This is a genomic window from Burkholderia sp. AW33-5, from assembly GCF_053427615.1.
In genome coordinates, this window is the sequence record NZ_JBSAXA010000022.1 from 1 (window position 1) to 23,410 (window position 23,410).

Here is a 23,410-nt window from a genome sequence, read left to right on the forward strand (position 1 = left end):
GGGGCGAAGGAAATGCGAGATGACAGAGAACCGTCCCCGTCTCGCAAACCGCATGCTCTCCCAAGGACTCTTTTTCACCGATCTCGAGAGTGCCTTCCTATCGGCCGCAAGCGCTGCACGAACACTAACGCTGTGGCGCATCTCTTCCTCTCCGTCATCGGCAACAGTCGCCGCGTGCGCGACAGCGGCAGCATCGGCTTACCTTTCGATCCAGCAGTTTCCCGATTTGCGGGCATGTCGTAAGTTCAACCGATCTGCGATGCATGTCCGGCGACGACACGCCACTCGCTACCCGATCGGCGCCACAGGCGCGTGTAGGCGAACATGCCATCGAATGCGTTGCCATCGAAACGACCGGCAAGCTTCGCCTTCGTCGTGGTGAGGATCATCTCGCCGATCGGCTTTGCCTGAGTCTCCTGGATATCGAGTGTGTCGAGGCGCAGCAGTTTCGCGCGATGCGCGGACAGATCGTCATCTTTCGAAATGACCAGCCCGCTCGGGATGGTGAAGACGAGGTCGTCATCCAGCAACGTGTCGAGTGTGTCGACGTCGTTGGCGAGCATCGCCGCTCGCAGTGCGGCTTCATACGGTTCGATGACTGCACGAACGGCATCCATATCGGGGCCTCGCAACGGTTCGAAGGGTCCGCATTTCATACGCGGCCGGTAACCGGGCTGCGGCGGCCCTCGCGTTCCGGCACCAAGAAGGCTATTCGACAGAGATTACTCAGGTTTCGACAGCGCCTGACGTCGCACCAACATCACCAAGCAGATGCCGATCGACGCGACGATGTTGACCGAAGGATAGAACGCGACCGCGACATTCCACGTGCTTAGCGCCAACAGCGCCAATGCGTACTTGAGCACGCACAGCGCGAAATACGTGAGGCTCTCGCTCCACGGATCGCGAAACGCCTTGCGTACGGTCGGTCCCAGGCCGGCAAGCTCGATCAGCGTGACCAGACAGATCGACATCGTAGGGTCCTCGGTCAGCATCCAGAGCGGAATGGCCGATAGTGCCGCGCACAGGAAGAGCCAATCGATGCGGGTCCAGCCGCGCTCACCTCGAAACAGACTCGCGACGAAAGTCAGAAAGCAGGTCAGTGCGATCGCGGCAGTGCACCATGCAGACGGTCCGGCACCCGCAACGAACTGACCGGCGGCCGCGATCACCGTGACGACCGACCAGATGAGCCACGTGAACAGGTGCGGCCGAACGGTGCGCCGGTAGATCGCGAGCGCGTACGGAATGGCTGCCAACAGGGACACGGCAGATCCCACGACACCCAGCACTGAAGCGGCACCCTGATCGACAGTCACCATCAACGCGGTCTTGTTCGCATGGGCGGTCAGTATGTGGTCACGTAGCGCAACGCGCAACTTCGCGCCGGCATGCGGCGCCGTCGATTCTTCGCCGTGTCGTTGCCGAAGCGGGAAGCGATTGAACGTTAACAAACTGCAGCGCGGTTGCGTGCTCCCAGCCGAATCGACTGCGTGGCCGTCGATTGCGTGGGGATCGCCTCTTGAAGCAAAAGAGAGCGGTTCTTCCAGAACTTCCATTGAAGGCCAACAGCTGGAGCAACCGCACGACTTCTGAAATTCACTGCGATCATGCACGTCAGCCTTGCCCTTTAGCGCGTTCGCACCGAGCGTGACGCACACCCGCGCCGCGATTCAATGCTCCGCCTGCGCCGCATTGACATCCCGCCGAAATGCGCCCGGGCTCGTCCCGGTCCATTTCCGGAACGCGCGATGAAACGCGCTGGGCTCGGTAAAACCGAGTTCCGCCGCGATTTCCGCGACGCTGAGCGTGTGCCCGCGCAGCAGCGACTGGGCCAGCGCACCGCGCAGTTCGTCCTTGATCGACGCGAAGCTCTGCCCCTCGCTGCGCAACCGTCGCCGCAGGGTCGCGGGCGTCGTGCCGAGGCGCACGGCCAGCGTGTCGAAGTCCGGCCACTCGGCGGCCGGTTGGGCCTTCAGATGCGCACGTGTCTTTGCCACCCAGCCGGTGTCGTGCCGATAGCGCACGAGCAGGTTGCCGGGCGCGCCGCGCAGGAAGGTTTTCAGCGCCTGCGCGGAGCGGATCGTCGGCAGCGCGAGGTACGCGGCGTTGAACGCGAGCCGGCTGTCCGGGCGGTCGAAATGCACGGGCACGCCAAAGAACTGATGGTAGTCGCTGCGCTGGTCGGGGCTCGGGCACGCGAAATCGATGCGCTGCAGCGGAATGCGTCGGCCGATCAGCCAGCAGGCGACGCCGAGCAGGATCAGCCAGAAGGTCCGGTACGCGAACGCCGAATACGGTGCGCCCGCCTGCGTGAGGACGATCTGCGCCTGGCCGTCGGCGACCACGAGCTCGCCGCGCGGTTCGTCGAGCACCACGCGCAGGAACTGCAGCGCACGCCGCAGCGCTTTCTCGAGCGTACCCGCGTGCAGCACGGCGTGGCACAGCAGCGTGAAGCTGCCGCGCCGCATCGGTCGGGCCGCGAGCCCGAAGAATTCGTCGTCGATCGCGTTGGCGATCGCCAGCCACAGGCGACCGTACTGCTGTGGTGTGACGGGCTCGCGCACGGTGGCCGGCAAGCCGGCCACGCGCAGTACGGGCTCGGTCGGAATCCGCAGCCGGCGCAGGCTCTCGAGCGCATCCTCGACGAAATCCGGCGAGATCATCTGCGGCCCCATTTTTGATGCCCTCCAGACATGGCAAAAGCGATCACGATTCTAGATTCTGTTTGTCATTGATTGCAATGTGACGGCTGTCTACCATCATCGATATACCCCCGGTTCGCCGGCGGGCATAACGAACAGGAGACACGCATGCGTGATGGAGCAACCGCCCGGGTGGTGCCGGCCTACGCCGACGCCGTGGCCGGCTTCCGTATCGAGACCGCCGCCGCACATCTGCACGGCGACCTGGAGCAGGGCCTGAACGCCTGCGTCGAATGCTGCGACCGGCATGCGGCGGCGGACGCGAATGCGATCGCACTCGACTGGATCGACGTCGGCGGCCAGCATCGCAGCTTCACGTTCGCGCAGATGCAGTCGCTGTCGGCGCGGGTCGCGAACCTGCTGGTCGAGCAGGGCGTGAAGCCGGGCGACGTGGTGGCCGGCCTGTTGCCGCGTACGCCCGAACTCGTCGCGACTATCCTCGGCACGTGGCGCGCGGGCGCCGTCTATCAGCCGCTCTTCACTGCGTTCGGGCCGAAGGCGATCGAGCACCGGCTGCGCATGAGCGATGCACGGCTGGTCGTCACCAACATCGCGAATCGCACGAAGCTCGACGAGATCGTCGATTGCCCGCGGGTCGCGACGGTGCGTGAGTCGGGCGACGCGCTGCCGGCGCGCGACATCGATTTCCGCGCGGCGCTCGACGCGCAGTCCGACGTATTCGAACCGGTGCCGCGAAAGGGCGCCGACCTGTTCATGATGATGTCGACGTCGGGCACGACGGGTTTGCCGAAGGGCGTGCCGGTGCCGTTGCGCGCGCTGCTCGCGTTCGGCGCGTACATGCGCGACGCGGTAGACCTTCGCGCCGGCGACCGCTTCTGGAACATCGCCGATCCGGGCTGGGCATACGGCCTCTATTACGCGATCACGGGCCCGCTGCTGCTCGGCCATGCAACGACGCTGTACGAGGGCGGTTTCACGGTCGACAGTACCTACGACGTGATCGAACGGCTCGGCATCACGAGCCTCGCCGGTTCGCCGACGGCGTTCCGGATGCTGATGGCGGCCGGCACCGAAGCGGCCGCGCGCCTGAAAGGGCAACTGCGCGTCGTCAGCAGCGCGGGCGAACCGCTGAATCCGGAAGTTGTGCGCTGGTTCCACGCGGCGCTCGGCGCGCCGATCTACGACCACTACGGCCAGACCGAGCTCGGGATGGTCGTGAACAATCATCACGGACTCGCGCACGTCGTCCATGCCGGCTCGGCGGGTTTTGCGATGCCCGGCTATCGCGTCGCGGTGCTCGACGAAGCCGGCCGCGAACTTGGCCCCGGCGAGCCCGGCATTCTCGCAATCGACATCGCGCGCTCGCCGCTGCTGTGGTTCTACGGTTACTGGCAGCAGGACACGCCGGCGATCGCGGGCGGCTATTACCGGACCGGCGACAACGTCGAGCTCGAGCCGGACGGTACCGTGAGCTTCATCGGCCGCGCGGACGACGTGATCACATCGTCCGGTTACCGGATCGGTCCGTTCGACGTGGAAAGCGCGCTGATCGAGCATCCGGCTGTCAGCGAGGCCGCGGTGATCGGCGTGCCGGACCCGGAGCGCACCGAGATCGTCAAGGCGTTCGTCGTGCTGTCGAAAGGCTTCGACGGCACACCGGCGCTGGCCGAAGAACTGAGCCAGCACGTGAAGCGGCGGCTGTCGGCACACGCCTATCCTCGCGCGATCGACTTCGTCGACGCACTGCCGAAAACCCCGAGCGGCAAGATCCAGCGCTTCGTGCTGCGCAAGCTGGAAGCCGAGAAGGCCGCTCAATCCTGAATACTGAATACGGACTGCGAATGAATATCAAGGATCGCGTTTTTCTGATTACGGGCGCCGGTTCGGGCCTCGGCGCGGCGGTGGCGCGCATGGTGGTCGCCGAAGGCGGCAAGGCCGTGCTGCTGGACGTCAATGAAGACGCCGGCACGAGCCTCGCGCACGAACTCGGCGCGGCCGCACGCTTCGTGAAGACCGACGTGACGAGCGAAGCCGACGGACAGGCCGCCGTTGCCGCCGCGCGCGACGCCTTCGGCCGCATCGATGCGCTCGTGAACTGCGCCGGCGTCGCGCCGGGCGAGAAGGTCGTCGGCCGCGAAGGCCCGCATTCGCTCGACCGTTTCGCGCGTGCGGTGTCGATCAATCTGGTCGGCACGTTCAACATGATTCGGCTGGCCGCCGACGTAATGTCGAAGCAGGACGCCGACGCGGAAGGCGAGCGCGGCGTGATCGTCAACACCGCGTCGGTCGCGGCGTTCGATGGACAGATCGGGCAGGCCGCGTATGCGGCATCGAAGAGCGGCGTGGTGGGCATGACGTTGCCGATCGCGCGCGAACTCGCGCGGTTCGGCATTCGCGTGGTGACGATCGCGCCGGGCATCTTCGCGACGCCGATGATGGCCGGCATGCCGCAGGACGTGCAGGACGCGCTCGGCAAGAGCGTACCGTTCCCGCCGCGGCTCGGCCGCCCCGATGAATTCGCGGCGCTGGTGCGCCACATCGCCGAGAATACGATGCTGAACGGCGAAGTCATCCGTCTCGATGGCGCGCTGCGCATGGCACCGCGCTGACACTGGAGGAATGCAATCATGACGACACAGGATCCGATCGTAATCGTTGGTGCGGCGCGCACGCCGATGGGTGGTTTTCAGGGCGACCTGGCCGCGGCCAGCGCGAGCGAGCTCGGCGCGGTGGCGATTCGCGCGGCGCTCGAACGCGCGAACGTGCCCGCCGAGCGCATCGATGAAATCGTGTTCGGCTGCGTGCTGCCGGCCGGCCAGGGGCAGGCACCGGCGCGGCAGGCCGCGCTGAAGGCGGGCTTGCCGCTGGCGGTGGGCGCGACCACGGTCAACAAGATGTGCGGCTCAGGGATGAAGGCCGCGATGTTCGTGCACGACCTGCTGCTGGCGGGATCGGCGGACGTGGCGGTCGCGGGCGGGATGGAGAGCATGACGAATGCGCCGTACCTGCTGCCGAAGGCGCGCGCGGGGATGCGCATGGGGCATGGCCAGGTGCTCGATCACATGTTCCTCGACGGGCTCGAGGACGCGTACGACAAGGGCCGGCTGATGGGCACGTTCGCGGAGGATTGCGCGCAGGCCTACCAGTTCACGCGCGAGGAGCAGGATGCGTTCGCGATCGCATCGCTGACGCGCGCGCAGCGCGCGATTGCGGAAGGACGCTTCGTATCGGAGATCGCGCCGGTGACGGTGAAGGCCGGCAAGACGGAAGCCGTCGTGTCGATCGACGAGCAACCGGGTAACGCGAAGCTCGACAAGATTCCGACGCTCAAGCCGGCATTCCGCGAAGGCGGTACGGTGACGGCCGCCAATTCGTCGTCGATTTCCGACGGCGCGGCCGCGCTCGTGATGATGCGTCGCTCGGAAGCGGACCGGCTCGGCCTCGCGCCGAAGGCGGTGATCGTCGGGCATTCGACCTACGCGAACAAGCCGGGCCTGTTCGCGACGGCACCGATCGGCGCGATCCGCAAGCTGTCGGAGAAAACCGGCTGGAACCTGCGCGACGTCGACCTGTTCGAGATCAACGAAGCCTTCGCGGTGGTGGCGATGGCCGCGATGCGCGATCTCGACCTGCCGCACGACAAGGTCAACGTGCACGGCGGCGCGTGTGCGCTCGGCCATCCGATCGGCGCATCGGGCGCACGCGTGATGGTGACGCTGCTGGCCGCGCTCGAAGCGTATGGGCTGAAGCGCGGCGTCGCGTCGCTGTGCATCGGCGGCGGCGAGGCGACGGCGATCGCGATCGAGCGGGTCGCGTAACGCGCGCCGGGAGGACGCAGGCGGTATGGACCGGAGCCATACCGCCCCATCGGCGAGGTGCGTCGCGCGCGCTTCATCGAACCCGCCGTCATTCGACCATTTCGCCTTTCGCCTGCAGATCGGCGTGATAGGACGAGCGCACCATCGGCCCCGATGCGACCTGGCTGAACCCGAGCGCAAGCGCGCGTTGCCGCAACTGCGCGAATTCCGCGGGAGGAACGAAGCGCTTCACGGGCAAGTGGTGACGGGTTGGCTGCAGATACTGGCCGAGGGTCAGCATGTCGACGCCATGCGCGCGCAAGTCGCGCATCACCTGCTCGACCTCGTCGATCTCTTCGCCGAGGCCCAGCATCAGGCCCGATTTGGTCGGCACGTTCGGCGCCGCGGACCTGAATGCCTGCAGCAGGCCCAGCGAGTGCCGGTAATCGGCGCCCGGCCGCGCTTCGCGATACAAGCGCGGCACGGTTTCCAGATTATGGTTGAACACGTCCGGCGGGGAGGCCGCGAGCAGGTTCAGCGCGACCTCGTGCCTGCCGCGAAAATCCGGCGTCAGCGCCTCGATCCGGAGTGCCGGATCGATCCCGCGTGCGGCGCCGATGCAGGCCGCGAAGTGTGCGGCGCCGCCGTCGCGCAGGTCGTCGCGATCGACCGACGTGATCACCACGTACTTGAGCCTCATCGCGGCAATCGTTTCGGCGAGCCGTGCCGGTTCGTCAGGATCGAGCGGAAGCGGGCGGCCGTGTCCGACATCGCAGAACGGACAACGCCGTGTACAGATGTCACCCATGATCATGAAGGTCGCCGTGCCGTGAGCGAAGCACTCGCCGAGGTTCGGGCAACCGGCTTCCTCGCATACCGTATGCAGCTTCTGCTCGCGCAGGATCTTCTTCAGCGCCATCACCTCCCTTGAACCCGGAAAGGCCGCACGAATCCATTCCGGCTTGCGCGGCATGTCGGCCGGTTCGGTCGCGACGATCTTCACGGGGATGCGCGCCATTTTTTCGGCGGCGGAGAGCCGGGTTCCGGCGGCCATCGGCGTGTTGCGGGTATTCGTGTTCGCCATGGCTTACCCCCGGTAGTAGCGTTGCGGGACGAACGGCGTTTTCGCGACTTCCATCGGGACCGGTTTGCCGCGGACGATCGCATGCAGCGCAGTGCCTGGTGCCGCGAATTCGACGTCGACATAGCCGATGGCGACCGGGCCGCCGAAAGTCGGACCGAAGCCGCCGCTCGTCACCGTGCCGATCGGGCGTCCGTCGGCGTCGACGATGTCGGCGCCCTCGCGTACCGGCACCCTGTCTTTCACGACGAAGCCGACGCGTTTTCTTTTCACGCCCTCGGCGATCTGCCGCGCGACGACATCCGCGCCGGGATAACCGCCGGCGCGTGCACCGCCCGGGCGTCGTACTTTCGAGAGGGCCCACAATAGCCCGCCTTCGATCGGCGTGGTGCCGGTGTCGATGTCGTGGCCGTACAGGCAGAGGCCGGCTTCGAGGCGCAGCGAATCACGCGCGCCGAGACCGATCGGCTCGACGGCAGGGTCGGCCAGCAGCAGGCGTGCGAGCGCTTCCGCCCGATCGGCCGGCACGGAGATCTCGTAGCCGTCCTCGCCGGTGTAGCCGGAGCGGCTGACCATGCACGCCGCGCCGGCCAGCTCGACACGCGTGCTTTGCATGAAGACCAGTTCGGCCAGGCGGGGTGCCAGGCGCGCCAGAATCGACGCGGCGGCCGGCCCTTGCAGGGCGAGCAGCGCGCGGTCGGTCAGCTCGACGACGTCACAGCGGTGGCCGATCCGTTCCCTCAGATGGCGGACGTCGCGGTCCTTGCTCGCGGCGTTGACGACCGCGATCAGCTCGGTGTCGCCGAGGCGGGTGATCATCAGGTCGTCGAGAATGCCGCCTTGCTCGTTCGTGAACAACGCGTAGCGCTGCATGCCCAACGGGAGGTCGATCACGTCGACCGGCACCAGCGTTTCGAGCGCGGCGGCGGCATCCGGGCCCGACAGCAGCACCTGTCCCATGTGCGAGACATCGAACAGCCCGGCCTGCTCGCGCGTATGAAGATGCTCTTTGAGGATGCCGAGCGGGTACTGGACGGGCATTTCGTACCCGGCGAACGGAACCATCTTCGCGCCGAGCTCGACGTGAAGGTCGTGGAGTGGAGTACGGGAAAGTGAGATCGTCATCGTTATTCCGGATCAACAGGATGTTAGGAGATCGCGCGCGGCACAGCTTCGGAGTACGGAATGAACGGCTTGGGCGATCCCGTATCCCGAGGCGTGCTCCGTTCTCCGGAGGGACGTCGAAGTCGCTTCCGAAGAACGGTCGGGCAATGGCCCGAACGGCCGTTACTTGCCGTATACCGGGAATGCGCCGCACAGTTCGGCGACGTGTCGCCGAACGCGGTCGATGACCGACGGGTTCTCGATATCGGCCAGGATGTCGCAGATCCAGCCGGCCACCGCGCGCGCTTCCGCTTCCTTGAAACCGCGGCTCGTCACGGCAGGCGTGCCGATGCGAATGCCGCTGGTGACGAACGGGCTCTGCGGGTCGTCGGGCACCGCGTTCTTGTTCACGGTGATGTGCACGCGGCCCAGCGCCGCATCGGCCGCCTTGCCGGTCAGTCCCTGGCGGATCAGGCTGACGAGGAACAGGTGATTGTCCGTTCCGCCGGAGACGATGTCGAAGCCGCGTTTGACGAACGTATCGGCCATGGCCCGGGCGTTGGCGACCACCTGCTGCTGATGGATCCGGAACTCGGGCGACAGCGCTTCCTTGAACGCAACGGCCTTGGCGGCGATGACATGCATCAGCGGGCCGCCCTGGATGCCGGGGAACACGACGGAATTGAGCTTCTTCTCGATCTCCGGGTTCGTCCGGGCGAGAATCAGGCCCCCGCGCGGGCCGCGTAGCGTCTTGTGGGTCGTCGTGGTGACCACGTCCGCGTGCGGTAGCGGATTCGGGTACGCGCCGGCCGCCACCAGGCCCGCCACGTGAGCCATGTCGACGAACAGGTATGCGCCGATGGCGTCGGCGATCTGCCGGAAGCGTGCCCAGTCCACCACGCGGGAATACGCGGAGAAGCCGGCCGTGATCAGTTTCGGCCGGTGCGCGGTCGCCAGCGCCTCGACCTGGTCGTAATCGATCTCGCCGGTTTTCGCGTTCAGGCCGTACTGCACCGCACGGTAGAGCTTGCCCGAGAAATTCACGTGCGCGCCATGCGTCAGGTGACCGCCGTGCGCGAGGCTCATGCCGAGTATCGTGTCGTGCGGCTCGAGCAGTGCCATGTAGACGGCGGCGTTGGCCTGGCTGCCGGAATGAGGCTGCACGTTCGCGTAGTCGGCGCCGAACAGCGCCTTTGCGCGATCGATCGCCAGTTGTTCGACAACGTCCACGAATTCGCAGCCGCCGTAGTAGCGCTTGCCCGGATAGCCCTCGGCATACTTGTTGGTCAGCACCGAGCCTTGCGCCTGCAGCACGCGCGGGCTCGTGTAGTTTTCCGAAGCGATGAGCTCGATATGGTCCTCCTGGCGAATGCGCTCGCGTTCCATCGCTGTCCACAGTTCGTCATCGAAGCCTTCGATCCGCATGTCTTTGCTGAACATTTGTCCTTCTCCTGATATCGGTGCGGCGCGCACGTCGGGTGCGCGGCCGCGCAAGCAGGGTTGAGTGTCGTTACGAGTGGAGCGGCCGGCGCGTCACGATCGATACGCTTCCATCGGCGGACACGAACATACGAGGTTGCGGTCGCCGTAGACGTTGTCGACCCGCGAAACCGGCGGCCAGTACTTGCCGCCTGCCGTCGCCGCGACGCCGAGCGGATAGACGGCCTGTTCGCGCGAATACGAGTGACGCCAGTCGCCCACGAGTTCGGCCGCCGTGTGCGGCGCGTGCTTGAGCGGATTGTCTTCGGCATCCAGCGTGCCCGCTTCCACGGCTGCGATTTCGGCGCGGATCGCGATCATCGCGTCGATGAACCGGTCGAGTTCGGCCTTCGATTCCGATTCGGTCGGCTCGATCATCAGCGTGCCGGCGACGGGGAAGCTCATCGTCGGCGCGTGGAAGCCGAAATCGATCAGGCGCTTGGCGACGTCGTCGACGCTGATGCCGCTGCTGTCCTTCAACGGCCGCAGGTCGATGATGCATTCGTGCGCGACGCGGCCGTTCGGCCCCGTATAGAGAATCGGGTAGTGTGGCGAGAGGCGCGCGGCGATGTAGTTGGCGTTGAGGATCGCCACCTCGGTGGCACGCTGCAAGCCCCACGACCCCATCAACGTGATGTAGGTCCACGTGATCGGCAGGATGCTGGCGCTGCCGAGCGGCGCCGCGGACACCGCACCGATCCCCGGCACGCTGCCCTCACGATGCCCGGGCAGGAACGGCGCGAGATGCGCCTTGACGCCGATCGGTCCGACGCCGGGGCCGCCGCCGCCGTGCGGGATGCAGAAGGTCTTGTGCAGGTTCAGATGGGACACGTCGCCGCCGAACGCGCCCGGCCGGGCGAGGCCGACCAGCGCGTTCATGTTGGCGCCGTCGATGTAGACCTGGCCGCCGTGCGCATGGACGATGTCGCAGGCGTCGCGTACGCGGGCCTCGAACACGCCGTGGGTCGACGGATAGGTGATCATGATCGCGGCCAGGCGGCTGTCGTACCGCGCTGCCTTGTCGGCGAGGTCGTCGATGTCGACGTTGCCGTCGTCGTCGCAGTCGACGACGACGACCTGCATGCCGGCCATCTGTGCGGATGCCGGGTTCGTGCCGTGCGCCGACGATGGAATCAGGCAGATGTCGCGCCGTGCCTCGCCGCGGCTCGCGTGATACGCGCGGATCGCGAGCAGGCCCGCGTATTCGCCTTGCGAGCCCGCATTCGGCTGCAGCGACACCGCGTCGTATCCGGTGATCGTGCACAGCATCGCCTCGAGTTCCCGGGCCAGCACGCGATAGCCGTCGGCCTGTTCGGCCGGTGCGAACGGATGCAGCCGGGCGAACGCCGGCCACGTGATCGGCATCATTTCCACGGTGGCGTTCAGCTTCATCGTGCAGCTGCCGAGCGGAATCATCGTGCGGTCGAGCGCGAGATCCTGGTCGGCGAGCCGGCGCAGGTAGCGCAGCATCCGCGTTTCGGAATGATGGCTGTTGAACGCCGGGTGCGTGAGGAAGGCGCTCCGGCGCAGCAGCGGGGCAGGCAACGCATCGGCGGTGGCGGCGTCGACGGCCGCGAAGTCGGGAACGGCGCGCCCTTCGGAGAAGATCGACCAGAGCATGACGATATCGTCGGACGTGGTCGTCTCGTCGAGCGAGATGCCGATCCGGCGCGCGTCGATGGCGCGCAGGTTGACCCGGCGGGCCCGTGCCGCCGCGTGCACGGCATCGGTGCGAATGCCGCTGTCGACGGCGATGGTGTCGAAGCAGTATTCGGTTGGCACGGCATGGCCGAGCCGGCGCAGGCCGGCGGCCAGGATCGCGGTGAGGCGGTGGATGCGGCGCGCGATCGCGGTCAGTCCGTGCGGGCCGTGATAGGCCGCGTAGAAGCCGGCGATATTGGCGAGCAGTACTTGCGCGGTGCAGATGTTGCTGGTGGCCTTCTCGCGCCGGATGTGCTGTTCGCGCGTCTGCATCGCGAGGCGCAGCGCCGGGCGGCCGTGCGCGTCGACCGACACGCCGACCAGTCGTCCCGGCATCGTGCGCTTGAACGTGTCGCGCGTCGCGAAATAACCGGCGTGCGGGCCGCCGTAACCCAGCGGCACGCCGAAGCGCTGCGTGGTGCCGACCGCCACGTCGGCGCCGAATTCGCCCGGCGGCGCGAGCAGGGTCAGCGCGAGCAGGTCGGCGGCGACCACGGCCAGCGCGCCGTTCGCATGCAGGGTGCCGACCACGTCGCGGTAATCGTGGATGTCGCCGAAGGTGCCCGGATATTGCAGCAGCGCGGCGAAACAGCCGGTGGCGGACAGATCGCGGCGCGGATTTCCGACGACGATCTCGATGCCGAGCGGCTCCGCGCGCGTGCGAACGATCTCGATCGTCTGCGGATGGCAATCGTGCGCGACGAAGAAGATCCGGCTGTCCGACCGGGCGAGGCGCCGGCAGAACGTCATCGCCTCGGCGGCCGCGGTGCCTTCGTCGAGCATCGACGCGTTGGCGATCTCGAGGCCGGTCAGGTCGGCGATCATGGTCTGGAAGTTGAGCAGCGCCTCCAGGCGGCCTTGCGAGATTTCAGGCTGGTACGGCGTGTAGGCCGTGTACCAGGCCGGATTTTCCAGCACGTTGCGCTGAATGACCGGCGGCGTGTGGGTGTCGTGGTATCCCATGCCGATGAACGAGCGGAATACCTGGTTGCGGCCTGCCAGTGCAGCCAGCCGGTCCAGCGCGTCGGCTTCGGTGCAGCCGGGAGGCAGGGCGAGCGGCGCATCGCTGCGGATCGCCGCGGGGACGACCTGTTCCACCAGCTCGTCGACGGAGTCCAAGCCGAGCACGGCCAGCATCGCGGCCTGTTCGTTTGCATCGGGGCCGATGTGGCGGCGGACGAACGACTCGCGCTGCGCGACGGAATCGAATGCGTTCATGGCCGTCTCCGTCATGCGCCGATATAGGCGCGATACGCGGCGGCGTCCATCAACCCGGTCAGCTGCTCCGGGCTGTCGATGCGCATCCTGAAGAACCAGCCGTCGCATTCCGCGGAATCGTTGACGAGGCTCGGCGTGTCGCCCAGGGCGGCGTTCGCTTCCAGCACGGTGCCGGACACCGGCATCTTGACCTCGCCGGCGGCCTTGACCGATTCGACGGTGGCGGCCTCGTCGTACTGGGCAAAGGCGTCGCCTTCGTTTGGCAGTGCGACATAAACCAGATCGCCCAGCTGCGATTGCGCGTGGTCGGTAATGCCGACGGTGGCGCTGCCGTCGCCTTCGACGCGCAGCCATTCATGGGATTCGGTGTATCGGACCTCGCTCATGTGCTCTCTTCCTGACAGGGTTGCGTTGCGTGATGCGGCACACGCAAGCCGGAAGTGCACGGGCGGGAGGATGATCGACGAGTCGGCATCCGGACGAGACCGGGGCATTCCAGGCTGCGTGCCTGATGCCCCCTCTGTCCGTTTGCCTGAGAGATTGCGCGCCCCGGCGGGGCGCTTCTCCTTCGGCGAGGCTTGGTCGACGACCAGAGGCCTACTCTCCAGAGCGCTAATCGATGCGTCAGTCCTTTTGCCTGAGAGTTTCTGGGGCGATTCCCCTTCGGCGCCGCCGGACGGCGGTCTCTCCTGACACATCCCGATAGCTGGCGACAATCTAGTCGCACGCCTGCGGCGGTGTCAACACCTCGTTCGATCGCCCATGCGGCGAAGCAGATGCCGCGGCACGACGCAGGCGTGCCGAAAACGGCGCGCGGCCTGGCGGAGCAAGGCCGCGCCGCGATCGCGGCCGGTCGATACTTCGGTGGAGACCGAAATGAATATCCGATATCGACTATCTGTCCGCCGGCGCGGGGCGGTTGCCCGACTGGGCCATCAGGTCGTCGAGGAACGCGCGAAGCACGGTCGGCTGTGCGGCGCCGCGGCGCGTGATCGACGAGAACGGCCATGCGGACGTGAGCTGTTCCGCGGCGAGCTGGCGCATCTGGCCGGCGTCGACCCACTGTCTCGCGTAGTGCCGCGGCAGAAAGCCGATATACGCGCCCGTCAGGATCAGGATCGCCTGGGCCTCGACATTGTCGACGGTCGCGGCCGCGCTGCCGCTCTCGAGCAATTGCAGGTCGCGCTGCTGCAGGAACGCGCGGGCGACCACCTGGCTTTGGCGGACGCGCTCGATCAGCGCGTCGCCGGTGGCGTCGGTCGAGAACAGCGGATGGTAGCGGCTGCAGTAGAGGCCGTCGGGCTCCTCGTACAGCTGCGTGTAGGACAGGCCGGCAACGGTGAGCGGGAAGTGGCCGATCGCGAGGTGCAACCGCCCGTCGAGCACGCGTTCCTCGAGCTCGGCCGGCGTGCCGATGTAGATGTCGAGCTGGACATCGTGACCGCGCGAGACGAACCGGCGCAGCGCGAGCGGCAGGATGCTGTCGGTGTCGGTGACCGTGTTGTCGATGATGCCGAGATGAAGCCGGCCCGAGATGCGCTGCTTGAGCGCATGGGTGTCCATGCAGAACGCTTCCACCGCGAGCGCGAGGCGCTGCGCGGATTCGTAGGTCGCGACGCCGTGTTCCGTCAGACGAAAGCCGCTGCGGCCGCGTTCGCACAATTTGACGCCGAGGCGCGTTTCGAGGCTGGTCATCTGCTCGCTGATGGTCGACTGGCTCACGTTCAGCGCGGCCTGCGCGGCGGAGAAGCCGCCGCATTTCACGATGGTCATGAAAATCCTGAGCAGTTTCAGGTCGATGTCCTGCAGCTGTTTCACGTTCCGTTCTCCTCCGTCCGTCACATCGGAATATCCGATATGGACATCTGATAGATGCTATTTTTCCGGAAAAAATTTTTGCCCATAGTGACCGCAAAGGCAAGCGCATGGACGGCCGTGCGCCCGAAGACGAATCCGCATACAGATGGAGACGGAGACAATGCAGAACAACAGCTATGAAAAGGGCAGGCTCAACCTGCCGTTCGTCGGTCACTGCACCTTTGCGAAGGCGCCGGTGTGCCTCGACTGGGAGAACATCGACGCGGACGTCGCGATCCTGGGTGCGCCCAACGACATGGGCACCCAGTGGCGCTCGGGCGCGCGCTTCGGCCCGCGCGGCATTCGCGAGGCGTCAACGCTGTTTTCGTTCGGGCACGCGGGCGCCTACGATCACGAAGACGACGTGCTCTACCTGACCGAGGATCAGGTTCGCATGGTGGACGTCGGCGATGCGGACATCGTGCACACCGACATGGCCACGAGCAACGCGAACATCGAACTGGCCGTGCGCAAGATTCTCGCCGGCGGAGCGATGCCGGTGGTGCTCGGCGGCGATCATTCGGTGCATGCGCCGGTGATCAAGGCGTTCGAAGGCCGCGGGCCGATTCACATCGTGCATTTCGATGCGCACCTCGACTTCGTCGACGAACGCCACGGCGTGCGATACGGCCACGGCAACCCGTTGCGCCGGGCCTCCGAGATGGACCACATCGCCGGCATGACGCAGCTCGGCATCCGCAACGTCTCGTCATCCAACCGCAGCGACTATGACGCGGCCCGCGCCGCGGGTTCCAACATCCTGTCCGTGCGCGATGTCCGGCGCCTCGGCACCGACGGCGTGCTCGAGCAGATTCCGCAGCGCAGCGCCTACTACATCACGATCGACATCGACGGCTTCGATCCGTCGATCGCGCCGGGAACCGGCACGCCGAGCCACGGCGGTTTCCAGTACTACGAAGTGCTCGAGATCATCCAGGCGCTCGCGAAGCGCAGCCACGGAAGCATCGTCGGCATGGACCTGGTGGAAGTGGCGCCGGCTTACGATCCGACCGGCACGACGTCGATCCTGGCCGCGCAACTGCTGATGAACAGCATCGGTTTCATTTTCCACGCGCGCAGCCTGGCCCGCGCCCGCTGAGACATTCATATCAGGAATCGGGCGCGACGTCTCGCGGGACGCTCGAAGTCATTACCGTACGGCCCGGGGAACTTCGCCGAGAGGTGCCGGGCACGCTATCAAGGAAAATCAACATGGATGCCGTAGTCGCGCAATATCTCGATCGCCACGATGTTTCCCAGGCGACCCGCAACTTTCTCGCCAGGCCGATGAAGATGTTCATCGGCGGCGCGTGGGTGGACGGCAGCGACGGCCAGTTCAGCGCCGTCACCGAGCCGTCGACCGAGGGCGTCATCACGCAGATTCCGTTCGCGACGACCGCCGATCTCGACCGTGCCGTCGCCGCCGCCCGTCACCAGTTCGATCACGGCGAATGGCGCCGCCTCAAGCCGCTGGAGCGCGAGCGGCTGCTGCACCGGCTGGCCGACCTGATCGAGGCGCACGCGGACGAGTTGGCGGAGATCGAATCGATCGACATGGGCAAGTCCGTCGCGCAGGCCCGCGCGATCGACATCCAGGGCACCGTCGACACGTTCCGCTATTTCGCCGGCTGGGCGTCCAAGCTGCACGGCCGCACGGTCGAGCCGTCGCTGCCGGGCAACTATCTGGCTTATACGCGCAAGGAGCCGATCGGTGTCGTGGGTGCGATCGTGCCGTGGAACTATCCGCTGCAGACCATGGCCTGGAAGCTGGCGGCCGCGCTGGCGGTCGGTTGCACGACGGTTGTGAAGCCGGCCGAACTCACGTCGCTGTCGACGCTGCGCTTTGCAGAACTGGTGCAGGAAGCCGGTATTCCGGACGGGGTGGTCAACATCGTGACCGGTCGCGGCAGCGTGATCGGCGCCGCGATGGCGAGCCACCCGGGCATCGACAAGCTGACCTTCACGGGTTCGACGCCGGTCGGTCGCGACGTCGGGCAGAACGCGGTGCGGCACATCAAGCGCGTGACGCTCGAACTCGGCGGGAAATCCCCGGTCATCGTGCTGGACGACGCCGATATCGATGCCGCCGCGCAGGCCGTGGCCAACGGCGTGTTCTTCAACTCCGGCCAGGTGTGCGACGCGGGCACGCGGGCCTATATCCACCGCGACATCCATGACCGCTTCCTCGCGGCGCTGGCCGACTACACGGCGACGTTGAAGATCGCCCCCGGGCTGGATCGCGATTGCTTCATCAGCCCGCTCGTATCGGCCAGGCAAAAGGACACGGTCCTGTCGTACATCGAATCCGGCATCCGGGAAGGCGCTGAATGCTACTACGGCGGCCGCGCCCATGCGGGCCCGGGGCATTTCGTCGAACCGACGATCTTCGCGCATTGCCGTCCCGACATGCGGATCGTCCGCGAGGAAATCTTCGGCCCGGTGCTCGTGACCGCGCCGTTCGACACGCTCGACGAGGCCGTGGCGCTCGCGAACGATTCGTCGTTCGGCCTGGCCGCCGCGATCTACTCGAACGACCTGGGGCGCGTGCATGGCCTGATTCCGCGGTTGCAGGCGGGCACGGTCTATGTGAATGCGCACAGCACCATCGATCCGGCGCTGCCGTTCGGCGGGTTCAAGACGTCCGGGTTCGGCAAGGACCTCGGGCCGGAGCAACTCGACTATCTGATGGAGACCAAGGCAGTCTGCATCACGCTTCCGTGACCGGTTGCACGTGATGTGCCGCCTGCCGCCGGCATGCACGGCAAAAGCCTGCAGCCGGCCGAAGGCGGCCTGATCCCGATGCGAAATCCTCGACCTGTTCATCCGGACCGATTCGGGGAATTCGCTCTGCTTAGCCCTTTGCGATCATGGGGTACAACATGCAGGCAGAAACAAACGTATTGAAGGCGCCGCGCGGCGACCACGGTGCCATCGAGGCGCACTCGATCGACTTCGTCCCGGAAAGCGAGCGTACCGACCGGCTGGCCAGCCAGGGGCCGTTCTGGTTCGTCGGGAACTTCACGTTCTTCACGATGACGATCGGCTTCGTCGGGCCGAGCGTCGGTCTCGATTCGTTCTGGACCACCGTCTCCGGCACGCTCGGCATCATGTTCGGCACGCTGTTCATGGCGTTCCACGGTTCGCAAGGGCCGCATCTCGGCTTGCCGCAGATGATCCAGTCGCGCGCGCAGTTCGGTTATCGCGGCGTCGTGCTCGTGCTGCTGGCGACATTGTTCGTCTTCGCGGGCTTCAACATCGTCAACCTGGTATTGATGATGCAGGGCCTCAGGACGCTGTTCCATTGGGATCCGATGCAGGTCGCGCTGGTCGTGACGGTGCCGGCCACGATCCTCGCGATACTCGGTCACGACTGGATGCACCGGACGTTCAAATGGTCGTTGTATCTTTCGCTGCCGCTTTACGGCCTCGTGACGCTGGCGGTGCTGGCCGGCTGGATCCATGACGCGCCGGCGGCAGCCGGTGCGCCGGTCGCGAAGCTGGGTTTCAACTGGACCGGCTTCATCGCGCAGTTCGCGGCGGCGGCCAGCTACAACATCGCGTATGCGCCCTACGTATCGGACTATTCGCGCTACCTGCCGAAGAACACGCCGAGCGGCAGGCTGATTGCCGCGGTGTTCGTCGGGGCATCGCTGTCCGGCGCGTGGATGATCGCGGTGGGCGGATGGCTCGGCGCGCACCTGCATGCGACCGATGTGCTCGTCGCGCTCCACGGCGTGGGTGCCGGAATCGCGCCGCAGCTCGGCACGGCGGTCGTGGCCATCACCATCGTCGCGTTCCTGCCGGTGATTGCCATGAACATCTACAGCGCGAAGCTGACGGCCATCACCAGCGTGGACTCGTTCAGGAAGGTGGAGCCGACCGCGAAGGCCCGGATCGCGGCGATCGTCTTCGTCGTGCTGCTGCAGTTCGGCGTGGCGATGCGCATCTACGCGTCGGGTTCCGGCCTGTCGGTGCTCAACATCTATCTGGTGGTGATGCTGTACTTCCTGGTGCCGTGGACGGCCGTCAACCTGACCGACTATTTCTTCGTGCGCAAGGGGCGCTACGCGGTGCCGCATTTCTTTCGCCCGCGCGACAGCCTGTACGGGAACTGGGGCGGACGCGGCCTGCTTTCGTACCTGATCGGGTTCGTGGCGATGGTGCCGTTCTTCTGCATCTTCGACGGCGACCGCGAAGTCTACGTCGGCCCGCTCGCGAAGGCGATGGGCAGCGTCGACCTGGCCTGGCTGGTGGGGCTGATCGTCTCGGCACTCGCGTACTACGTGCTGTGCCGGTCGCTCGACCTGCGGCGCGAGGAAGCGGAAATCGCGCACATCGAAGCGCACATGCCGGAGTTCACCACCGGCGAGAAAAAGCGCGGCTGACCCGGCACGCCAGGATCATTCATCGAGCAGGATAATCAAGATGACTAAATACTACGACTACATCATTGTGGGCGCCGGGTCGGCGGGATGCGTGCTGGCGAACCGCCTGACCGAGGATTCGAACGTCAGCGTGCTGGTTCTGGAGTACGGCGGAAGCGATCGCAGCGTGATCATCCAGATGCCGAGCGCGTTCTCGATGCCGATGAACACGAAGCGGTTCAACTGGCACTACGAGACGGCGCCGGAACGGAACCTGGACGGACGCCGCCTGCATTGCCCGCGCGGCAAGGTGCTCGGCGGCTCGTCGTCGATCAACGGCCTGGTCTATATTCGCGGTCACGCGTGCGATTTCGACGAATGGGAATCGCTCGGCGCCCGCGACTGGGGATACCGGAACTGCCTGCCGTATTTCCGCAAGGCCGAGAGCTACAAGTTCGGCGGCGACGAATATCGCGGCGCGGACGGCCCGCTGAGCACCAACAACGGCAACAACATGCAGAACCCGCTGTACGGCGCCTGGGTGGAAGCGGGGGCCGAGGCCGGCTACATCAAGACCGACGACTGCAACGGCTACATGCAGGAAGGGTTCGGCGCGATGCACATGACGGTCAAGAACGGCGTTCGGTGGTCGACCGCGAACGCATACCTGCGCCCTGCAATGCAGCGACCCAACCTGACCGTCGTCACGCATGCGATGACGCGCCGGATCGTGATGGAAGGCAAGCGCGCGGTCGGCGTGGTCTACGAGCAGGGTGGCGTCCAGCATACGGTTCGCTGCACGCGGGAAGTGCTGGTGTCGTCGGGGCCGATCGGCTCGCCGCACCTGCTGCAGCGCTCGGGGATCGGGCCGGCCGACGTGTTGCGCAAGGCGGGGATCGAGGTCGTGCACGATCTGCCGGGCGTCGGCGAGAATCTTCAGGACCACTCGGAAATCTACATTCAGTACGAGTGCAAGGAGCCGGTGTCGCTCAACGGCAAGATGGGGCTGCTCGGCAAGGCGATGATCGGCCTGCGCTGGCTGCTGTTCAAGGACGGGCTGGGCGCCAGCAACCATTTCGAGGCAGGCGGGTTCATCCGTTCCGAAGCGGGGCTGCGCTGGCCCGACATCCAGTTCCACTTCCTGCCGGCGGCGATGCGTTATGACGGCGACAAGCCGTACAAGGGCCATGGCTTCATGGTGCTCACTGGGCCGAACAAACCCAAGAGCCGCGGGTACGTTCGGGTTCGCTCCGCCGATCCGTACGAGCATCCGGAAATCCGGTTCAACTATCTCGACCGCGAGGAAGACCGCGAGGGATTCCGTCGCTGCGTGCGCCTCACGCGCGAGATCGTCGGGCAGCCGGCCATGGATCGCTTCCGCGGCGTGGAGCTGGCGCCCGGCCCGGACGTGACGACGGACGACGAGATCGATGCGTTCGTGCGTGCCAACATGGAAAGCACGATGCATCCGTGCGGCTCGTGCCGGATGGGCGAGGACGAGATGGCCGTGGTGGATTCCGAATTGCGCGTGCGCGGCGTTCAGGGCCTGCGCGTCATCGATTCGTCGGTGTTTCCGACCGAACCGAACGGGAACCTGAACGCGCCAACGATCATGCTGGCCGAGCGGGCCGCCGACCTGGTGCGCGGCCGGAAAGCGCTCGCGCCGTCCGATGCGGCGGTCGGCTTCGTCGAGAATTGGGAAGCGCAGCAGCGCACGGGTGTGCCCAAGCGCAAGGTGGCCGCTTAAGCGCGGCGCACGGCGGCGCGCGTTCGGCAGTTACGTCACCGATCGCGGGCCGCCTCCGGCGACACCGCACCGCACGCGCGGATCACGAGCTGAACGACCTGCTCGGTCGTTTCGGCGAACGCCTTCTGCGTGAACGCACGCTTGCCGCTCAGCGCGCGGATCTGCGCATCGAAATCCGCATAGTGCTGCGTGGTCGCCCAGATCAGGTACATCAACGCATGTGCATCGATCGGCGCGAGCAGCCCGCGCGCGATCCAGCCTTCGATCACCTTCACGCGCGTGTCGAACCAGGGCTTCACGCGTTCCGACAGGATGTCCTGCATGTGCGCGGCACCGTGGATGATCTCGTTGGCCCAGACCTTCGAGCCGAGCGGGCGCCGTCGCGACAGATCCATCTTCGCGCGCACGTAGCCGCCGATCGCCTCGACCGGATCGTCGCCGGCCTCGAACGATCCGGCCGCGCGGTGCCAGTCTTCGAACAGGTCGTCGAGCACCCGACGGTATAGCGCAAGCTTCGTCGGGAAGTAGTAATGCAGGTTCGCCTTCGGCAGGCCCGCACGTTCGGCGATCATCGCCGTGCTCGCGCCGTCGAGCCCGCGCTCCGCGAATACGGCTTCCGCACAGGCCAGCAGATGCGCTTCGTTGGACTCGCGGATGTGCGCCTTGCGTCGCCGCAATGGCATGTTCGCTTCGTCGTCGCCGGTGACTTCGGCGGCCGCTTCGTCATGTCTCATCGTTACCCTCGCGCGGCTTGCATGCCGCGTTGCGCTTCATTCTAGCCGCTGGTTCGCGTCGAACGCACGTGCTCGTCCGCATCGGCGTGCGCGATGCTGCGATGCGGTGGCACGTTTCTCGCTCGTTCGATTCACGCAAGAAAGACATTGCGCTGGGCATTTTGATCGTCTAAAACCTGTCCAATCGGACAGGATTTGATGATCGACGGAATGCAGTGCCGGCAATCCGCCGATCGGTCGGACGAATCACGCGAACGATGCACATCTGCACCTCGCCGGTGCGGGTTTGCCCCGACGGCAGCAATGCACGCACCGGCGGCGACCGGAATGACGGCATGACCGACCCCACAGGAGCGATACGAATGAACGCGGTATCGGAAACAGTGAAGCGGGCAGCATTCGACACGTCGATCAAGGTCGACGGCAGGCGGTTGTGGGACAGCCTGATGGAGGTGGCGAAGATCGGCGCGACGCCGAAGGGCGGCGTCTGCCGCCTCGCGCTGACCGATCTCGACAAGGCCGGACGCGACTTGATCGTCAGCTGGGCGAAAGCCGCCGGCTGCACGGTGACGGTCGATACGATGGGCAATGTGTTCATGCGCCGCGCGGGCCGCGTGGCCGACGCGGCGCCGGTCGTCACCGGCTCGCACGCGGATTCGCAGCCGACGGGCGGCCGCTTCGACGGCATCTACGGCGTGCTCGGCGGCCTGGAGGTGATTCGCAGTCTGAACGATCACGGCATCGAGACCGAGCATCCGGTCGAGGTCGTGATCTGGACCAACGAGGAAGGCTCGCGCTTCGCGCCGGCGATGGTCGCGTCGGGCGTGTTCGCGGGCGTGTTCCCGCTCGAGTACGGGCTGTCGCGCAAGGACGTCGACGGCAAGACGATCGGCGAGGAACTCGCGCGCATCGGCTACGCGGGCGACGTACCCTGCGGCGGTCGCAAGCTGCATGCGGCGTTCGAGCTGCATATCGAGCAGGGGCCGATTCTCGAGGCGGAGTGCAAGACGATCGGCGTCGTGACGGACGCGCAGGGGCAGCGCTGGTACGAGATCACGTTCACCGGCCAGGAAGCGCACGCGGGGCCGACGCCGATGCCGCGCCGTCGCGATGCGCTGCTCGGCGCATCGCGCGTGGTCGATCTCGTGAACCGGATCGGCCTCGATCACGCGCCGTTCGGCTGCGCGACGGTCGGGATGATGCAGGTTCACCCGAACTCGCGCAACGTGATTCCGGGCCGCGTGTTCTTCACCGTCGATTTCCGTCATCCGGACGACGCCGTGCTCGCGGAGATGGACGCCGCGCTGCGCGACTGCGTCGCGCGCATCGCGGGCGAGATCGGGCTCGACACCGCGCTCGAGCAGATTTTCTACTACAAGCCCGTCGCGTTCGATCCGGCCTGCGTGGCGGCGGTGCGCGACGCGGCCGATCGCTTCGGCTACTCGCATCGCGACATCGTGTCGGGGGCGGGGCACGACGCTTGCTATCTGGCGCAGGTCGCGCCGACGTCGATGGTGTTCGTACCCTGCGTCGACGGCATCAGTCACAACGAGATCGAGGACGCGACGCCTGCGTGGATCGAGGCCGGCGCGAACGTGCTGCTGCACGCGATGCTGTCGCGCGCATGCGAGCCGGCTTCATGACGGATCGGATCTAGCGCAG

18 protein-coding genes and 1 riboswitch are annotated in these 23,410 nt (G+C 66.2%); of the genes, 8 read left to right on the plus strand and 10 right to left on the minus strand.

Annotated features, from left to right (window positions below):
• Positions 1-245 precede the first annotated feature (245 nt).
• The 3 genes from ACV22V_RS26100 to ACV22V_RS26110 form a co-directional block, all read right to left on the minus strand.
• Positions 246-617, minus strand: a complete 372-nt coding sequence (locus ACV22V_RS26100) for a nuclear transport factor 2 family protein (RefSeq protein WP_448015947.1) — start codon at positions 615-617, stop codon at positions 246-248.
• Between the two features lie 105 nt (positions 618-722).
• Positions 723-1,322 (minus strand): hypothetical protein, encoded by a 600-nt coding sequence (locus ACV22V_RS26105; RefSeq protein WP_448015996.1) that lies wholly within the window; start codon positions 1,320-1,322, stop codon positions 723-725.
• Between the two features lie 351 nt (positions 1,323-1,673).
• Complete coding sequence (locus ACV22V_RS26110) at positions 1,674-2,678, minus strand: AraC family transcriptional regulator (RefSeq protein WP_448015948.1); 1,005 nt, start codon at positions 2,676-2,678, stop codon at positions 1,674-1,676.
• Positions 2,679-2,813: 135 nt separating this feature from the next.
• Here ACV22V_RS26110 and ACV22V_RS26115 point away from each other — a divergent pair, with 135 nt between their 5' ends.
• From ACV22V_RS26115 to ACV22V_RS26125, 3 genes are read left to right on the plus strand one after another with little or no spacing between them, the layout of a single operon-like run.
• Positions 2,814-4,487 carry an acyl-CoA synthetase gene (locus ACV22V_RS26115; RefSeq protein WP_448015949.1) on the plus strand — a complete coding sequence of 558 codons (1,674 nt, stop codon included), beginning with the start codon at positions 2,814-2,816 and terminating at the stop codon, positions 4,485-4,487.
• Between the two features lie 20 nt (positions 4,488-4,507).
• Entirely contained in the window at positions 4,508-5,275 is a 768-nt protein-coding gene (locus ACV22V_RS26120; protein WP_223961121.1) for a 3-hydroxyacyl-CoA dehydrogenase, read from the plus strand.
• 18 nt (positions 5,276-5,293) lie between these two features.
• A complete protein-coding gene (locus ACV22V_RS26125; RefSeq protein ID WP_059534484.1) occupies positions 5,294-6,484 on the plus strand; it encodes an acetyl-CoA C-acetyltransferase in 1,191 nt (396 codons plus the stop codon).
• A gap of 88 nt (positions 6,485-6,572) precedes the next feature.
• Here the strand turns inward: ACV22V_RS26125 and lipA are convergent, their stop codons facing one another.
• From lipA to ACV22V_RS26155, 6 genes are all read right to left on the minus strand, one after another.
• Positions 6,573-7,547: a lipoyl synthase gene (gene lipA / locus ACV22V_RS26130; RefSeq protein ID WP_448015950.1), complete on the minus strand. Its 975-nt coding sequence runs from the start codon at positions 7,545-7,547 to the stop codon at positions 6,573-6,575.
• A 3-nt stretch (positions 7,548-7,550) separates the two neighbouring features.
• Positions 7,551-8,669: a glycine cleavage system aminomethyltransferase GcvT gene (gene gcvT / locus ACV22V_RS26135; RefSeq protein WP_448015951.1), complete on the minus strand. Its 1,119-nt coding sequence runs from the start codon at positions 8,667-8,669 to the stop codon at positions 7,551-7,553.
• 162 nt (positions 8,670-8,831) lie between these two features.
• Positions 8,832-10,088, minus strand: coding sequence for a serine hydroxymethyltransferase (glyA, locus tag ACV22V_RS26140; protein ID WP_448015952.1), 1,257 nt, complete (start codon positions 10,086-10,088; stop codon positions 8,832-8,834).
• Positions 10,089-10,181: 93 nt separating this feature from the next.
• Positions 10,182-13,061 carry an aminomethyl-transferring glycine dehydrogenase gene (gcvP, locus tag ACV22V_RS26145; protein ID WP_448015953.1) on the minus strand — a complete coding sequence of 960 codons (2,880 nt, stop codon included), beginning with the start codon at positions 13,059-13,061 and terminating at the stop codon, positions 10,182-10,184.
• Positions 13,058-13,432, minus strand: a complete 375-nt coding sequence (gene gcvH / locus ACV22V_RS26150) for a glycine cleavage system protein GcvH (protein ID WP_223961115.1) — start codon at positions 13,430-13,432, stop codon at positions 13,058-13,060. Before gcvH ends, gcvP begins: the two co-directional genes overlap by 4 nt.
• Before the next feature lie 229 nt (positions 13,433-13,661).
• Positions 13,662-13,748: riboswitch (glycine riboswitch) on the minus strand.
• A gap of 192 nt (positions 13,749-13,940) precedes the next feature.
• Positions 13,941-14,864, minus strand: a complete 924-nt coding sequence (locus ACV22V_RS26155) for a LysR family transcriptional regulator (RefSeq protein WP_448015954.1) — start codon at positions 14,862-14,864, stop codon at positions 13,941-13,943.
• Between the two features lie 160 nt (positions 14,865-15,024).
• On the opposite strand from ACV22V_RS26155, the gene speB reads away from it, so the two are divergent.
• The 4 genes from speB to betA all read left to right on the plus strand — a co-directional run bounded on the left by speB (position 15,025) and on the right by betA (position 21,014).
• Positions 15,025-16,002, plus strand: coding sequence for an agmatinase (gene speB, locus ACV22V_RS26160; protein WP_059534472.1), 978 nt, complete (start codon positions 15,025-15,027; stop codon positions 16,000-16,002).
• Between the two features lie 113 nt (positions 16,003-16,115).
• Entirely contained in the window at positions 16,116-17,624 is a 1,509-nt protein-coding gene (locus tag ACV22V_RS26165; protein WP_059698962.1) for an aldehyde dehydrogenase family protein, read from the plus strand.
• A gap of 158 nt (positions 17,625-17,782) precedes the next feature.
• Entirely contained in the window at positions 17,783-19,288 is a 1,506-nt protein-coding gene (locus ACV22V_RS26170; RefSeq protein WP_448015955.1) for a purine-cytosine permease family protein, read from the plus strand.
• 40 nt (positions 19,289-19,328) lie between these two features.
• On the plus strand, positions 19,329-21,014 hold the full coding sequence (gene betA / locus ACV22V_RS26175) for a choline dehydrogenase (RefSeq protein ID WP_448015956.1): 1,686 nt from the start codon (positions 19,329-19,331) through the stop codon (positions 21,012-21,014).
• A 35-nt stretch (positions 21,015-21,049) separates the two neighbouring features.
• Here betA and ACV22V_RS26180 read toward each other — a convergent pair whose 3' ends face one another.
• Complete coding sequence (locus ACV22V_RS26180) at positions 21,050-21,748, minus strand: TetR/AcrR family transcriptional regulator (RefSeq protein WP_059698960.1); 699 nt, start codon at positions 21,746-21,748, stop codon at positions 21,050-21,052.
• A 362-nt stretch (positions 21,749-22,110) separates the two neighbouring features.
• Between ACV22V_RS26180 and ACV22V_RS26185 the strand changes: the two genes are divergently transcribed.
• Positions 22,111-23,391, plus strand: a complete 1,281-nt coding sequence (locus ACV22V_RS26185) for an allantoate amidohydrolase (RefSeq protein ID WP_448015957.1) — start codon at positions 22,111-22,113, stop codon at positions 23,389-23,391.
• The last annotated feature ends 19 nt before the right edge of the window (positions 23,392-23,410 follow it).